17 protein-coding genes are annotated in these 13,887 nt (G+C 68.5%); 13 read left to right on the forward strand and 4 right to left on the reverse strand.

Annotation, left to right across the window (positions count from 1 at the left end; genetic code table 11):
- From ACTOWJ_RS10045 to ACTOWJ_RS10080, 8 genes are all read left to right on the forward strand, one after another.
- Positions 1-909 carry a LysR family transcriptional regulator gene (locus tag ACTOWJ_RS10045; RefSeq protein WP_441334466.1) on the forward strand — a complete coding sequence of 303 codons (909 nt, stop codon included), beginning with the start codon at positions 1-3 and terminating at the stop codon, positions 907-909.
- 132 nt (positions 910-1,041) lie between these two features.
- Complete coding sequence (gene cutA / locus ACTOWJ_RS10050) at positions 1,042-1,371, forward strand: divalent-cation tolerance protein CutA (RefSeq protein WP_441334467.1); 330 nt, start codon at positions 1,042-1,044, stop codon at positions 1,369-1,371.
- Positions 1,368-3,881, forward strand: a complete 2,514-nt coding sequence (gene dsbD, locus ACTOWJ_RS10055; protein ID WP_441334468.1) for a protein-disulfide reductase DsbD — start codon at positions 1,368-1,370, stop codon at positions 3,879-3,881. The genes cutA and dsbD overlap by 4 nt, the downstream gene beginning before the upstream one ends.
- A gap of 52 nt (positions 3,882-3,933) precedes the next feature.
- Positions 3,934-4,506, forward strand: coding sequence for a TlpA family protein disulfide reductase (locus ACTOWJ_RS10060; protein ID WP_441334469.1), 573 nt, complete (start codon positions 3,934-3,936; stop codon positions 4,504-4,506).
- Between the two features lie 366 nt (positions 4,507-4,872).
- Positions 4,873-5,313: a type II 3-dehydroquinate dehydratase gene (aroQ, locus tag ACTOWJ_RS10065; RefSeq protein ID WP_441334470.1), complete on the forward strand. Its 441-nt coding sequence runs from the start codon at positions 4,873-4,875 to the stop codon at positions 5,311-5,313.
- Positions 5,314-5,376: 63 nt separating this feature from the next.
- On the forward strand, positions 5,377-5,859 hold the full coding sequence (gene accB, locus ACTOWJ_RS10070) for an acetyl-CoA carboxylase biotin carboxyl carrier protein (protein ID WP_441334471.1): 483 nt from the start codon (positions 5,377-5,379) through the stop codon (positions 5,857-5,859).
- 10 nt (positions 5,860-5,869) lie between these two features.
- Positions 5,870-7,237: an acetyl-CoA carboxylase biotin carboxylase subunit gene (gene accC, locus ACTOWJ_RS10075; RefSeq protein WP_441334472.1), complete on the forward strand. Its 1,368-nt coding sequence runs from the start codon at positions 5,870-5,872 to the stop codon at positions 7,235-7,237.
- A gap of 151 nt (positions 7,238-7,388) precedes the next feature.
- Positions 7,389-7,631: a DUF6053 domain-containing protein gene (locus ACTOWJ_RS10080; protein WP_441334473.1), complete on the forward strand. Its 243-nt coding sequence runs from the start codon at positions 7,389-7,391 to the stop codon at positions 7,629-7,631.
- 72 nt (positions 7,632-7,703) lie between these two features.
- Here the strand turns inward: ACTOWJ_RS10080 and ACTOWJ_RS10085 are convergent, their stop codons facing one another.
- The 3 genes from ACTOWJ_RS10085 to ACTOWJ_RS10095 all read right to left on the reverse strand — a co-directional run bounded on the left by ACTOWJ_RS10085 (position 7,704) and on the right by ACTOWJ_RS10095 (position 9,750).
- Positions 7,704-8,168 carry a hypothetical protein gene (locus ACTOWJ_RS10085; protein WP_441334474.1) on the reverse strand — a complete coding sequence of 155 codons (465 nt, stop codon included), beginning with the start codon at positions 8,166-8,168 and terminating at the stop codon, positions 7,704-7,706.
- The gene (locus ACTOWJ_RS10090; protein WP_441334475.1) at positions 8,165-9,187 is read right to left on the reverse strand and encodes a hypothetical protein; all 1,023 of its coding nucleotides are present in this window, start codon (positions 9,185-9,187) and stop codon (positions 8,165-8,167) included. The genes ACTOWJ_RS10085 and ACTOWJ_RS10090 overlap by 4 nt, the downstream gene beginning before the upstream one ends.
- A 248-nt stretch (positions 9,188-9,435) precedes the next feature.
- Entirely contained in the window at positions 9,436-9,750 is a 315-nt protein-coding gene (locus tag ACTOWJ_RS10095; protein ID WP_441334476.1) for a hypothetical protein, read from the reverse strand.
- Between the two features lie 109 nt (positions 9,751-9,859).
- Between ACTOWJ_RS10095 and ACTOWJ_RS10100 the strand changes: the two genes are divergently transcribed.
- From ACTOWJ_RS10100 to ACTOWJ_RS10120, 5 genes are all read left to right on the forward strand, one after another.
- Positions 9,860-10,123: a hypothetical protein gene (locus ACTOWJ_RS10100; RefSeq protein ID WP_441334477.1), complete on the forward strand. Its 264-nt coding sequence runs from the start codon at positions 9,860-9,862 to the stop codon at positions 10,121-10,123.
- A 398-nt stretch (positions 10,124-10,521) separates the two neighbouring features.
- Positions 10,522-11,442 carry a 50S ribosomal protein L11 methyltransferase gene (gene prmA / locus ACTOWJ_RS10105; protein WP_441334478.1) on the forward strand — a complete coding sequence of 307 codons (921 nt, stop codon included), beginning with the start codon at positions 10,522-10,524 and terminating at the stop codon, positions 11,440-11,442.
- 27 nt (positions 11,443-11,469) lie between these two features.
- Positions 11,470-12,615, forward strand: a complete 1,146-nt coding sequence (locus ACTOWJ_RS10110) for a DUF3426 domain-containing protein (protein ID WP_441334479.1) — start codon at positions 11,470-11,472, stop codon at positions 12,613-12,615.
- A 121-nt stretch (positions 12,616-12,736) separates the two neighbouring features.
- Positions 12,737-13,009, forward strand: coding sequence for a DNA-binding transcriptional regulator Fis (gene fis, locus ACTOWJ_RS10115; protein ID WP_441334480.1), 273 nt, complete (start codon positions 12,737-12,739; stop codon positions 13,007-13,009).
- Positions 13,010-13,056: 47 nt separating this feature from the next.
- A complete protein-coding gene (locus tag ACTOWJ_RS10120) occupies positions 13,057-13,236 on the forward strand; it encodes a hypothetical protein (RefSeq protein ID WP_441334481.1) in 180 nt (59 codons plus the stop codon).
- Positions 13,237-13,260: 24 nt separating this feature from the next.
- Here ACTOWJ_RS10120 and ACTOWJ_RS10125 read toward each other — a convergent pair whose 3' ends face one another.
- Positions 13,261-13,698, reverse strand: a complete 438-nt coding sequence (locus ACTOWJ_RS10125) for a tetratricopeptide repeat protein (protein WP_441334482.1) — start codon at positions 13,696-13,698, stop codon at positions 13,261-13,263.
- Between the last annotated feature and the right edge of the window lie 189 nt (positions 13,699-13,887).

Here is a 13,887-nt window from a genome sequence, read left to right on the forward strand (position 1 = left end):
ATGCGCGGCAACGACTACGCCGAACTGCGCGCCTTCGCCGCGATCGCCGAACACGGCAGTTTCGTCCGCGCGGCCGCGCATCTGGGCCTGTCGCCGTCAGCGCTGAGCCAGACTATCCGCAGCCTGGAAGAACGTCTGGGCCTACGCCTGCTCAACCGCACCACCCGCTCGGTCGCGCCCAGTGAGGCTGGCGCGCGCCTGCTGAGCCGCCTGCGGCCGGCGCTGGCCGATCTGGACGCGGCGGTCGCCGACGTGCGCAGCCTGCGCGACACGCCGGCCGGGCTGCTGCGCATCAACGCCTCCAAGATCGCGGCGATCCAGCGCATCGCGCCGCTGCTGGGGCCGTTTCACCAGCGCTATCCGGACATCGTCGTCGACCTGGTCACCGACGATCGCCTGGTCGATATCGTCGCCGGCCGCTTCGACGCCGGCGTGCGCCTGGGCGAGATGCTCGACAAGGACATGGTCAGCCTGCGCCTGGGCGGCGAGATCGAAATGATGGTGGTCGCCGCGCCGGCCTACCTGCAGCGCCACGGCACGCCGACCGAACCGCGCACCCTGCGCGAGCACCGCTGCATCAACTTCCGCTGGCCCACCGACGGCAGCCTGTATCACTGGGAGTTCGAGCGCGGCACGGAAAAACTCGAGGCCGCGGTGGACGGGCCGCTGATCGTCGGCGAACCGGAAGTCGCCGAACGCGCCGCGCTCGACGGCGTCGGCATCGCCTACCTGTTCGACTGTCACGTGCGCGAACACCTGGCCGCCGGCCGGCTGGTCCGGCTGATGGCGGACTGGACCCCGGCCTTCCCCGGTTTCTATCTGTACTACCCCAGCCGGCGACAGCTGCCGGCGCCGCTGCGCGCATTCGTGGAGTTCGTGCGCGAACGGCAGGCCGCGCAGCCGCGGTGACGGCGTTTGCGTCGGCCAAAGCCCTCATCGGGCAAAATCGCCGCCGCGGCCGGCCCGGCCCCGTCGGACTGGCCCGCGTTAAACCGCGCAACTGGTTCCTCCCGGCCGCGGCCGGCCCCTTACACTGAGCCCATGCCCGATACCCTGCCCGTGCTGGTGCTCAGCACCTGCCCCGACGAAGCCAGCGCCGATGCGATCGCGCTGGCCCTGGTCGAAGAACGCCTCGCCGCCTGCGTCACCCGTATCCCCGGCGCGCGCTCGACCTACCGCTGGCAGGGCCGGATCGAACACGCGACCGAAATCCAGTTGCTGATCAAAAGCCGCGTCACCGTCTACGGCGCGCTGATGAAACGGCTGACCGAACTGCACCCGTATGAACTGCCGGAGATTCTCGTGGTCGAACCACGCGACGTCTCCGAGCCGTACCTGCGATGGGTGAACGAACAGACTCCCGACCGATGACCGACCAACCGCTTCGAGGCCGGCGCCTGCGCGCCGGTCTGGCCTTCGCCTTCGCCTGCCTCGCCGCTTCGCTGTCCGCGCCCGCGCTGGCGGTGGACGAGAAGGATCTGCTGCCGGTCGACGACGCCTTCGCGCTCAGCGCGCAAGCGCCGGCGCCGGATCGCATCGCGATCTCGTGGAAAGTGGCCAAGGGCTATTACCTTTACCGTCACCGCATCTCGGTCAAGACCGATGCCGGCTTCGCCGCGCAGGCGCTGCAGTTGCCCAAAGGCAAAGCGCACCGCGATGAGTTCTTCGGCGATGTGGAGACTTACCACAACGACGTCAGCGCGACCCTGCCCGGCCAGGCCCAGTCGGACAGCGTCCAACTGACGGTCAAGTACCAGGGTTGCGCCGAAGCCGGCGTGTGCTATCCGCCGCAGACCCGCACCCTGACCGTGGCGCTCGCCGGCGCCAACACCGCGCCGGGCGTGGACCCCGTGCCCGGCGCGGCGCCGCTGGCCGGGTTCGGCAATCGCATCGGCGCGTCCAATCCGCTGTTGGGCGGCTCCTCGCCGCTGACCGCGCCGCGCAACACCGCCCCGGGCGGCGCCACCGACGCATTGCCGTTGCCGCCGGAGCAGGCCTTCGGTTTCGAGGCCATCGCCAAAGACGGCAACACCCTGCTGCTGCGCTTCACTCCGGCACGCGGCTATTACCTGTATCGCGACAAGACCTCGCTGAAGACCGACCGCGCCGACATCGCCGCGGGCAAGCCGCAGTGGCCGCGCGGCACCGCGCACCGCGACGAGCACTTCGGCGATGTCACCGTGTTCTTCGATCAGATCGACGTGCCGCTGCCGCTGCTGCGCAAGACCACCGACGGCGGCAAGCTCGTGCTCACCGCCGGTTTCCAGGGCTGCCAGACCGACGGCATCTGCTATCCGCCGATGACGCGCAAGATCACGGTCGATCTGCCCAAGGGCACGCTCGCCGCGGTCGAACCGGCGAAGATCGATGGCGCCGCGCCCGGCAACGCGGGTGCGAATGCGTCGGCCGCGGCGGCTACCGGCGCGAGCGCGGATGCGGGCAACGTATCGGCGAACGCATCGGCACCGGCCGATGCTTCGGTCTCGGCGAGCACCGACGCCGGCAACGATGCGAACGCCACCGGCGCCGCGGCGCCCACCGCATCGGCCCCGGCCGTCGGCAGCGCGCCCGCGCAAGCTGAAGACAGCCTGCTCGCCGCGTCGCTCGCCGGCCCCAATCGCTATTTCGCGCTGCTGACTTTCTTCGGCTTCGGCCTGCTGCTGGCGTTCACCCCGTGCGTGTTGCCGATGGTGCCGATCCTGTCGGGCCTGATCGTCGGTCGCGGCCCGGGCCTGGGCGCGCGCCGCGCGTTCGCGCTGTCGCTGGTGTACGTGTTGGCCAGCGCGGTGGTGTTCACCATCGCCGGCATCGTCGCCGGATTGGTCGGCGCCAATCTGCAGATCGCCTTCCAGACGCCTTGGGTGCTGGTGCTGTTCGCGCTGCTGTTCCTGGCGCTGTCGCTGTCGAGCTTCGGCTTGTACGAACTGCAACTGCCGCACCGGCTGCGCAATCTGGTCGGCGAAGTCAGCAATCGCCAGCGCAGCGGCTCGTGGATCGGCGTGGCGGTGATGGGCGCGTTGTCGGCGCTGATCGTCGGCCCCTGCGTGGCGCCGCCGCTGGCCGCGGCGGTGCTCTACATCGGCCAGACCCGCGATCCCTTGTTCGGCGGCGCGGCCTTGTTCGCGCTGGCGATGGGCATGGGCGCACCGCTGGTCGCGTTCGGCGTCGCCGCCGGCAAGGGCCTGCCGACCAGCGGGCCGTGGATGGTCGGCGTGCAGCGCGTGTTCGGTCTGGTGTTCGTCGGCATGGCGATCTGGATGCTCTCGCGCATCCTGCCCGGTCCGGTGACGCTGGCGCTGTGGGGCGCGCTGCTGCTCGGCGCGGCGGTGATGGTGGCGCTCGCGCTGAGCCGCAAGACACTGGGCGACGGCGTGCGCGCGCTGGGCTGGCTGGCGGCGCTGCTGCTGGGCCTGACCGGCGCGGCGCAAGTGTTCGGCGCGCTGGCCGGCAGCGAAGATCCGCTGCGCCCGCTCGCCGGCCTGCGCGGCGGCGCGGCGGCGCATCCGGCCGAATTGCCGTTCCGCAAGATCAAATCCAATCAGGACCTGGACCGCGAAATCGCCGCGGCACAGGCATCCGGCCAACCGCTGATGCTCGATTTCTATGCCGACTGGTGCGTGGCCTGCAAGGAGATGGAGAAATACACCTTCCCCGAACCGGCCGTGCATCGCGCGTTGGACGGCTTCGTCCTGCTCAAGGCCGACGTCACCGCCAACGACGACATCGATCAGGCGCTGATGAAGCGGCTGGGCATCATCGGCCCGCCGATGACGCTGTATTACGCGCACGGTGCCGAGCGGCGCGAACTGCGCCTGGTCGGTTTCGAAAAAGCGCCCGAATTCGCTCAGCGCGCCGAACGCGCGCGCGCGGCGGCGCGCTGAACGCACGCACTGAGGAGACACGACCATCGCGATTCCTTCGGCAATCAAGATCGTGGCGATCGCCGTCGCCGCCGGCGCACTCGGCGTGCTCGCCGGGCAAATGATCAACGGCGGCGGCTGGTTCCAGCGCACCGAACTGGGCCAGCGCGTGCTGCAGGACCAGCTCGCACGGCAAGCGCCCAAGCCGCCGGCCGATCTGGCCGTGGCCGAACGCGGCCAACCGATGCCGACGCTGCGCCTGGCCGATCTGAGCGGCAAGCCGATCGAGCTGCCGCGGGCGTACGCCGGACGGCCGATCCTGATCAACGTCTGGGCCAGTTGGTGCGGCCCATGCATCAAGGAAATGCCCGAGCTCAACCGCTATGCCCAGTCGCAGGGCGACAAGGGCACGCAAGTGGTCGGCATCGCCCTGGACAACCCCGCCGATGTCGCCGCCTTCCTGCAGCGCGTACCGGTCGGCTATCCGATCGTTCTCGACCAGCCGGGCCCTCGCGATTCGGGGGTGCAACTGGGCAACCCCAAGGGCGTGCTGCCGTACACCGTGCTGATCGGCGCCGACGGCAAGCTGCTCAAGCAGCGGATCGGGCCGTTCCTGGAACGCGAGATCGACGGCTGGGTGGATTGAGGCGGCGCTTGGCGCAGTCGGGCCTGAAGGCCCTCCCACAACAGACCTCGTGGCATCGCCGCGGCTTTCAGCACCGGTCCGTGACCGTCAGCGCATAACCGGCCCGCCGCAGGTCCGCTCGCTCGCCGCGCCGGTGTGCTCGAATAGCGTTCAGCCAGTTTGCGGCCCGCCCAGGTTCAACTGCCGCCAACGGTTGCGATCGGGTGCTCAAAATGCGCCTGTTGCCGCGATCACGCCGGCATTTAGAGCCGCCACTCAAACAACCGCTTAAATCGCGACAACTTCGCCGATTTGGCGGGCAACTCCTGGACAGCTGAGCTGCCATCGCGCAAACTGCCGCCCTTTGAAGGCAACCGTCCGGTCCCCATGGCCAAGCTCCTGGTCCTGCACGGCCCCAACCTCAATCTGCTCGGCACGCGCGAGCCCGAGGTCTATGGCCGCACCACCCTGGCCGAGATCGACTCGGACCTGGGCGAGCGTGCGCAGGCGGCCGGCCATGACCTGGACAGCCTGCAGTCCAACGCCGAGCACGTCCTGGTCGACCGCATCCAGGCCGCCCGCGGCGACGGCACCGCGCTGATCCTGATCAACCCGGCCGCCTTCACCCACACCAGCGTGGCGATCCGCGACGCCCTGGCGGCGGTCGCGATCCCGTTCATCGAGATCCACCTGTCCAACCCGCACACCCGCGAGGACTTCCGCCGCCACAGCTATTTCAGCGACCTGGCCCTTGGCGTGGTCTGCGGCTTCGGCGCCGATAGTTATCGCTACGCACTCGAAGCTGCCATCAAGCGGCTGGCATCCTGATCCCCCATCGCCCGGACCGCCTCGCGCGGTCCGCATCCAAGATCCAAAACTGAGGCCCGCTCCATGGACCTGCGCAAAATCAAAAAACTGATCGACCTGCTCGAGGAATCCAACCTCGCCGAGATCGAGATCAAGGAAGGCGAAGAATCGGTCCGCCTGGCCCGCACGCCCAAGGGTGGCTATGCGATGGCACCGCAGCCGATGTACGCGCCGCAGCCTGAGCAACAGCGCGCGCCACAGGCGATGCCGATGCAGTCGCCGACCGAAGCAGCCACAGGCGGCAGCGCCAAGCCGCACAACGATCTGCCCGACGGCCACGTGGTGCGCGCGCCGATGGTCGGCACTTACTACGCCTCGCCGGCGCCGGACAAGCCGCCGTTCGTCTCGGTCGGCCAGTCGGTCAAGGTCGGCGACACCCTCGGCGTGATCGAGGCGATGAAGATGTTCAACCCGATCGAAGCCGACGTCTCCGGCACGGTGCTCAAGGTGATGGCCGAGAGCGGCCAGCCGATCGAGTTCGATCAGCCGCTGTTCGTGATCGGCTGAGGCCGCGCCCATGCTGGATAAGGTCGTTATTGCCAATCGCGGCGAAATCGCGCTGCGCATCCTGCGCGCGTGCCACGCGCTGGGCATCCGCACGGTCGCGGTGCATTCCACCGTCGACCGCAACCTCAAGCACGTCGCCATGGCCGACGAGTCGGTCTGCATCGGGCCGGCTCCCTCGTCGGAGAGCTACCTCAACATGGCGTCCATCATCGCCGCGGCCGAGGTCACCGACGCCCAGGCGATCCACCCCGGCTACGGCTTCCTCAGCGAGAACGCCGACTTCGCCGAGCGCGTGGAGCAATCGGGCTTCATCTTCATCGGACCGCGCGCCGAGACCATCCGCCTGATGGGCGACAAGGTCGAGGCGATCCGCGCGATGAAGGACGCCGGCGTGCCCTGCGTGCCCGGCAGCGGCGGCCCGCTCGGCGACGACAACGCGGCCAACATCAAGATCGCGCGCGAGATCGGTTATCCGATCATCGTCAAGGCCGCCGGCGGCGGCGGCGGTCGCGGTATGCGCGTGGTCCACACCGAAGCCCATCTCAACGCCGCGATCCAGACCACCAAGTCCGAAGCCAAGGCCGCGTTCGGCAACGACATGGTGTACATGGAGAAATTCCTCGAGAACCCGCGTCACGTGGAAATCCAGGTGCTCGCCGACGGCCAGGGCAACGCGATCCATCTGGGCGAACGCGATTGTTCGATGCAGCGCCGCCATCAGAAAGTCGTCGAGGAAGCGCCGGCGCCGGGCATCACGCCGGAGCAGCGCGCGCAGATCGGCAAGGTCTGCGTGGAAGCCTGCATCCGCATCGGTTATCGCGGCGCGGGCACGTTCGAGTTCCTGTACGAAGACGGGCGCTTCTACTTCATCGAAATGAATACCCGCATCCAGGTGGAGCATCCGGTGACCGAACTGGTGACCGGCATCGACCTGGTGCGTGAGCAGTTGATGATCGCCGCCGGCCGCAAGCTGTCGATCAAGCAAAGCGACATCGTGCTCGACGGCCACGCGATCGAATGCCGCATCAACGCCGAAGATCCGGAAACCTTCATGCCCTGCCCGGGCCCGATCAACCACTTCCACGCACCGGGCGGCCCCGGCGTGCGCGTCGACAGCCATATCTACGAAGGCTACCGCGTGCCGCCGAACTACGACTCGATGATCGGCAAGCTGATCGTGCACGGCCCCGACCGCGACACCGCGATCGCGCGCATGCGCGTGGCGCTCAGCGAGATGGTCGTCGACGGCATCAAGACCAACATCCCGCTGCAGCAGCGCATCTTGTCCGATGCCGGCTTCCAGCAGGGCGGGATGAACATCCATTACCTGGAAAAGCGGCTCAAGGAGCAGAAGGAGAAGACGATTTCGATCGTCTGACCGGCGCGGCGCCTCGCGGCAGGCCGCGATCTGGCTGGGAAACTCCTGAGTGGTGAAGAGGGCCCTTTCGCGAGAAAGGGCTTTTCTTCTTGCGGGATTTATTTGCGGGGTTTACGCGGATCGATCAAACACCGCGCGACGACCGGCGCGAATGCACTGCACTGAGCAAACAACCGCTCACGACGAAGCCACGAAGTTTCTTGTGGGAGGGCCTTCAGGCCCAACGCCTTTGACTCAAGGGCAGTGCGGCTTCGATGCGAGCGGAACGAACAGCGTCGGGCCTGAAGGCCCTCCCACAAAAGATTTCGGGGCTTCGCTGCGGTGCCGGCCACACATCTACCGCGATCGGATCAAACCCGACCGCCGCGCACGGAGCCTTGCGCTCCGGCGATAAGCAACTCTCGGACGATCGCCCGCCGCGCGCGCAAGTCTGCGCGCGCCTTGGCGGGCATGGAACCGGCAAAGATCAACGCGCCACGTCCATCCAATTCGCCATTTCCCGCACATCGGCCTCGGTCAGCTCGGCCGCGCCCGGCACGTTGCGAGGCAGGTCCGTGCTCTTGCCCTTGTTCTTGCCCACCGCGGCCACCTGGGTGCCCGGAATCGGCTGCACGCCGCCGCTGGCCGAGGGGCTGACGACCATGACGTACTCGCTGGAGCCGTCGGGCCAGACCACCTTGAACGTGCTGCCCGGCGGCAGCGACGAGAACGGCGCGCCGCTCTGGGCGCGGTATACCGCCGCGATCTGCGCCGCGCTCAACGAGCGCTGTTCGGCCTTGGAATCCACCGAGGTCACGGCCACTTGGCCGAGCTCGCGGTAGTCGTCTCCGAACACGTCGATCATCACGCCGGCGGCGCCGACCGAGTAGGCGCTCAACAACAGCGCCCAGAACCCGACCTTGGCCGTGCTTATGAAGTGCTCGCGTTTCATTGTTTCCTCTCTTCGCCAGTCAGCGAATCGACCATTTCCTGAACCACGTCCGCTCCCTGACGCGGGATCGCCGCGTCGTAAACGAAACTTGCGAAATCCTGCTGCGGGTCTTGCGAGCAAATGCCGCCGTTTGCGCAGTAGGAGGTCATTAACGAACTTTTAGGGCCGCAGTCCTGGCCTAATTGACACGCCGCCAGCTGCCAGGCCAGTTCGGCGAACTGGGTTCCGGCGGCGCGGCTGTAGGCCGAACCCGTGCTGCGGCCGTTCGATGCGATGCCCATCACCGGCGCCAACGCCGAGAACGCATCGGCATCCTTCGAGCGCACCACGCGATCGATCAGGTTGTTGCGGTAATCCTCGGTCTTCTCCAGCGGCTCGCCGGCGGCGAGCAGCGAAGCTTCGGCGGGCAGGCTGCCGGCCTTGGCCGCTTCGACGCGCTTGACCAGGATCATCGGGTAATTGAGGTTGTCGGCGGGAACGAAGCGCGCGCAACGCTCGCTCACGCGCGAGCGCGCGGCGGCCATCGCCGCCGAGCTGCGCATGTTCATCGATTCGATCGCGCGGGTATCGTTGCCGTAGTCGACCGGCGCGTTGGAATAGTTGGCGCAATAGTCGTAGACCCGGGTCAGCAGCCAGATCGCTTCGGGCTCGCCGGCATCGGCACGCGAGCGCAGGGTCTGCGCATAGGCGTACAGATCGCGCGCCTGCTCGAACTGCTGGCGCAACGGCGATTGCACCGGCATACGCGTCTTGCGCCGCGACGCCGACGCACCGGCGCTGTCGTCGCCGCCGACCGCGCTTTGCGGCGCCGTCAACGGCGCGCGCGCGGCCGGAGAGCTGCCGATCGCGGCCTGCTCGGCGTCGGCCTGAGCCTGCGGGTCGCGCCGGCCGGCGTAGACGAAGGCGCCAACCAGCACGGCCAGACCCACCAGGCTGGCCAGCACGCGTCCGCTCACGCGCGCACCGGCGCGGGTGAGGCGCGGATTCTGCGGGTAGCCGGAGGTGTAGGCATTGGACATCAAGCGCGTGACTCGTGATCCAGGCTGGCGGAGGCGACGGCGCGAGCCGGCGCGGACGCGGTGGCCGCCGCGCCTTACCGGTCAGCAAGCCGGAACGGGCACGATCAGCGCATCGTTAAGGTGCCGATGATAAGTCAAGCGCCGGGCCTATGCCCGCGCCCCAACAAATTCAGTGATTCATCACATTTCAGACGCCGCCCCGACCGCGCGAACCCGACCTGGCCACTTCGCCGACCATAGCGTTCGCCCTATTCAGCATCCGTCGCGCTACCCCTGGCGCCCGCGCAGGTAACCCCGGCGTGGCGACCGCCCGGCCAGGCGGACTCGCCCCCCTGCGAGGCCGATACGTATTCGCCCGCGGTGACCAGGTTCAAGCGGTCGCCGGCGGCGTTGCGATACATAAAGCTGCAGAAACCCTGGCCGGTGCCGGAGCAATCCTCGACCTCGGGATAGCCGGCATCGATGATCCCCTGCAGATACTCCGCGCTGCCCGGCTCGCGCTTGGGCGGATCGGCCTTCCAGCCCCGCGCCAGCAGACGCTCGCGCGCTTGCGGCAGATCCACGCCCTCGACCCGCGGTCACGACCCGGGCGCGTTCGACCGCCCAATCGGTGACCCGCAGTTCGCTGGCGCCGTCGCGAGGGCTCGGGCTGGACGATTTGCCCGGATCGTCGTGGGCGTATACGTGCTGGACGCCGGCGTCGGATTCTTTCGGATCGGCCTTCAGATCGAGCAACTGCGCGGCCAGCCGGCCATCGCGGAAGAACAGGACACGCCCGCCGCCGGCCACGCAGCCCGCGCCGGCCAGATGCGCCGGCGCGGCGGCGACGCCGAGCACGCGGTAGCCGCCCCAAGCGAATTCGTCGACGATCCGCCAGCCCTGCTTGACCGCCGCGCGCGCTTCATCGGAGGCGGGCTCCACCATGCAGTCAGGTGAGGCCTCGATGTCGGCGGGCGGGGCTTTCGGAATCTCGCTCAGCGCTCGCAATTGCAGGCTGCCGACCTCGCCGTGGGCATCCAACGGCACCGTCTCGGCCGGTGGCGGCGCGGCCGGAGCCGGAGCCGTCGCAACCGGCGGCGCGGTGGCACCCGGAGCGGACGGAGCGGCCGATTCGCGCGTGCAGGCCGCGACCAGGCACAGCAGCGATAACGCCGCCCACAGGCGCGCCGGTCGCGGCGACAGGGGCGAGCGGGACGGGGCGTGCGGCGAACAGGCGGGCGATTCCATTGCGTGCGGCTCCTGGGTCCGGCGGGACGCGAACCGGCGCACGCTATCTGATCGTCGCGAAACGGGTCAATAATGGCCGCCGCTTTCGAACGACCGCCCGCGCCCTCATGCCCTTTCTCGAACTGACCCTGCGCTGCAGCGAAACCGAACAACCGCGTTTCGAAGCCGCGCTGGACGACGTCGGCGCACTCGCCGTGACCATGCTCGACGCCGATGCCGACACCAGCAACGAGCACGCGATCCTGGAACCGGGCGTGGGCGAGACCCCGCTGTGGCAATCCATCGTGCTCAGCGCGCTGTTCCCACACGAGACCGACGCGCTGATCGTGCTGGCCGCGCTGGAGTCCTTCGATCCCGGCCTGGACTGGACCCAGGTGCGCTTCCGCCAGGTCGAGGACCAGGATTGGGAACGCGCCTGGATGGACCAGTACGCGCCGCTGCAGTTCGGCCGCCGCACTTGGATCGTGCCGTGGAATCATGAACTCCCCAGCGAGGCCGACACGCCCGAAGCGGCGGTGGTGCGGCTGGATCCGGGCCTGGCGTTCGGTTCGGGCACCCACCCGACCACCTCGCTGTGCCTGGCCTGGCTGGACGGGCTGGCCGATGCCGGCGAACTCGCCGGCCGCCGCGTGCTCGATTTCGGTTGCGGCTCGGGCATTCTCGCGCTGGCCGCGCTCAAGCTCGGTGCCGCGCACGCGGTCGGCGTGGACAACGATCCCCAGGCGCTGATCGCCACCGGCGACAATGCCGAACGCAACGGCGTGGGCGCGCGCATCGAAGTGCATCTGCCGCAGGACGAACCGGTGGCGACGTATCCGGTGGTGGTCGCGAACATTCTCGCCTCGGCGCTGATCGCCTTGGCCGACACGCTGGCCGCGCGCGTCGCGCCGGGCGGACGCATCGCCTTGTCGGGCATCCTGGCCGGACAAGAGGACGAGGTGCTCGCGCGCTATGCCGCCGAGTTCGATCAGTTGCGCGCCGACCGTCTCGAAGACTGGATCCGCGTCACAGGCGTACGTCGTCGCTGAGCGCGGCGGCATGGTTGAATAACGCGAATGTTCGTCGCCTGCCCCCATTGCGGATACCTGGTCGCGCTGATCGTCGCCAACGACGGTCCACCGCGGGCGTGTCCGCGTTGCGGCGGCGCCTTGCAAGGCAAGTCCGACGATGCGGGCGATACCACCACCGCACCGAGCGTGTCGGTGTCGGTACCGGCAAAGGTTGCGCAAACCGCGTCGGCTCCACGCAAGAGCGCACCGGCGATTGCGACATCGCGAGCCAGCGAGTTGCGCAAGGCCGGCACCGTCGCCTCGGTGCGTCCGATCCCGCACGGTGGCGCCGATGCGGCCGATGCGGCCGATGCGGCAAAGAGCGGCGTGACTGCCGCCGGCACCGCCACGGCGACGCGCGAGCACGCGCGTTCCGAAGGCCCCGCAGCGATCGAGCCCTCAGGAACGACATCCGTAAAAGCCGCGCCGGTTGGAATCGCGCAGACCGACGCCGCAGCCACGCAAACTACGCCCACCCACGCCGAAGCCGCGTCCGACACCACCGATCAGGCACCGAACGAGACGCCGGCCCTGCCGCTGCCGCCGCTGACCGCCGAGACGGCGCCCGTCGCGCGGCGCTCCAGACGCGCGGCGCCGCGCAACGGCAAACCCGAAACCGCGGTATCGGCCACGCGCCGCGCGCCCAGCTTCGCCCGTCAGCAGGCGCGCACCCGCGCCGCCGCGCCGCGTCTGCATTGGAGCTTGGCCGCGCTCGCCGTTGCGCTGGCCTTGCTGTTGGGTTTGCAACTGCTGCTGGCGCAACGCGACGAACTCGCCGCCGATGCGGGCTGGCGGCCGACGGTCGCCGCGTTGTGCGGGGCGCTGCCGTGCGAGATTCCGCCGTGGCGCGAGCCGAGCGCGTTGACGATGCTCAATCGCAATGTGCTGCCGGTCGCCGATCGCACGGGCGTGCTGCGCGTTTCCGCCGGATTCCGCAACGATGCGCGCTGGGCGCAACCCTGGCCGACCCTGGTGCTGAGTCTGGAAGACGTCGATGGCCGGAAGGTCGGCCAGCGCGCGTTCTCTCCGAAGGACTACCGCAAGGGTTACAAGGCCGGGGAACTGATCGCGCCGGGGCAAAGCGCCGCGGTGCAGTTCGACGTGCTCGAACCGGCGCCGCACGTGGTCGCGTTCACTTTCGATTTCCGATGAAATATCGCGCCGTCGCGTTGTCTGCCGCGACCCCGGCGCGCTAGACTCCCCCTCCCGTCGGCGCTGCGCGCAGTGCGCATCCAGTCCATACGGTCGACGGAAATCTGCTACGGGGAAGCACTTGAACGCACTCAACGACCGCAACGAAGCCTCCCGCTCCGGACCCCGCGTTCCGTTGCGCGATCACGTGGCGACTTCGATCCGGCGTTACCTGGGCGACCTCAACGGCAGCGGCACCGAGAACCTCTACGAAATCGCGCTGCGCGAGCTGGAAATTCCGCTGTTCGCCGAGGTATTGCAACACTGCGACGGCAATCAGAGCCGCGCCGCGGCGATGCTCGGCATTCACCGCGCCACCCTGCGCAAGAAGCTGCGCGAGTACGGGCTGGAGTAAGCGCGGCCCAAGACGGTCGCCGCGATGGCGACTCGCGCGATCCGGCGATGCATCAGCGCTCCGCGCGCCGTCGCCGATTCACCGCGATCGCCCCATGCGATCATCCGCGCCCCACCTCAGCGGCGCGCGCGATGCAGGGCTGGAATTACCGCAGCAGCGGCGCGGACCTGATGTTGTTCTATGAGCCGGTCGAACGGCTGGCGCTGCTGACCTTCGACTGGACCTGAGGCCGCGCCCGGCGCGGGCCGCGATCACAGTTGCGCGCGGGTGCCCAGAAACGCCAGATACTTGGGATCGTCCTCGGCGAAAATATCCTTGCCCGCGCCCATGTAAGCGCGCATGAGTTCGTCGGCGGCCCGATCGGCTTCGCCCGACTCCAGCATCACCTGCCCCAGGCGCAGATGGATGAAGGGATTGCCCAGACCGCCCGGGCAGCGCACCGCGTACTCCAGCACCGAACGCGCGGACTTGAAATCGCCCAGGTGGAAATAGCAATCGCCGACCGCGGTCAGGATCCAGGTCGAGGCTTCCCAATCCTTCTTCGGCTCGGGCACCAGTTCCCAGGCGTCGTTGAACTGGGTCACCGCCGCGTCGAAGCGGCCTTCGCGGGTCAGTTCGTTGCCCGCCTGGCACAGCCGGTTGAGGCGTTCGTAGACAGCGTCGTCCATTTGCAGCGATGGCGAATTCATCTGTTTCTCCGCGCGGGCAGCGGCTTTGGATTCACTCGTTGCCGTTGATAAGGAAGCTTACGCGAGGTTCGGGTTGGTCGGGCGTGCTTGGGTGGGGCCAGCCTGACTGCGCGCAAAGCGTCCGACGCGTCTTGGTTTGCTCGTTGCCATCCATGGCGAAGCTTGCGCAGGCTTCGGAGCGTCCGGCCC

This window comes from Lysobacter sp. CA199, from assembly GCF_052078715.1.
Taxonomy (GTDB): domain Bacteria; phylum Pseudomonadota; class Gammaproteobacteria; order Xanthomonadales; family Xanthomonadaceae; genus Lysobacter.

Excerpts from the sequence above, each read along its gene's own strand:
- ACTOWJ_RS10045 (WP_441334466.1), top strand. The coding sequence starts at position 1 with ATGCGCGGCAACGACTACGCCGAACTGCGCGCCTTCGCCGCGATCGCC.
- cutA (WP_441334467.1), top strand. The coding sequence starts at position 1,042 with ATGCCCGATACCCTGCCCGTGCTGGTGCTCAGCACCTGCCCCGACGAA.
- dsbD (WP_441334468.1), top strand. The coding sequence starts at position 1,368 with ATGACCGACCAACCGCTTCGAGGCCGGCGCCTGCGCGCCGGTCTGGCC.
- aroQ (WP_441334470.1), top strand. The coding sequence starts at position 4,873 with ATGGCCAAGCTCCTGGTCCTGCACGGCCCCAACCTCAATCTGCTCGGC.
- accB (WP_441334471.1), top strand. The coding sequence starts at position 5,377 with ATGGACCTGCGCAAAATCAAAAAACTGATCGACCTGCTCGAGGAATCC.
- accC (WP_441334472.1), top strand. The coding sequence starts at position 5,870 with ATGCTGGATAAGGTCGTTATTGCCAATCGCGGCGAAATCGCGCTGCGC.
- ACTOWJ_RS10080 (WP_441334473.1), top strand. The coding sequence starts at position 7,389 with ATGCACTGCACTGAGCAAACAACCGCTCACGACGAAGCCACGAAGTTT.
- ACTOWJ_RS10085 (WP_441334474.1), bottom strand. The coding sequence starts at position 8,168 with ATGAAACGCGAGCACTTCATAAGCACGGCCAAGGTCGGGTTCTGGGCG.
- ACTOWJ_RS10090 (WP_441334475.1), bottom strand. The coding sequence starts at position 9,187 with ATGTCCAATGCCTACACCTCCGGCTACCCGCAGAATCCGCGCCTCACC.
- prmA (WP_441334478.1), top strand. The coding sequence starts at position 10,522 with ATGCCCTTTCTCGAACTGACCCTGCGCTGCAGCGAAACCGAACAACCG.
- ACTOWJ_RS10110 (WP_441334479.1), top strand. The coding sequence starts at position 11,470 with ATGTTCGTCGCCTGCCCCCATTGCGGATACCTGGTCGCGCTGATCGTC.
- ACTOWJ_RS10120 (WP_441334481.1), top strand. The coding sequence starts at position 13,057 with ATGCATCAGCGCTCCGCGCGCCGTCGCCGATTCACCGCGATCGCCCCA.
- ACTOWJ_RS10125 (WP_441334482.1), bottom strand. The coding sequence starts at position 13,698 with ATGAATTCGCCATCGCTGCAAATGGACGACGCTGTCTACGAACGCCTC.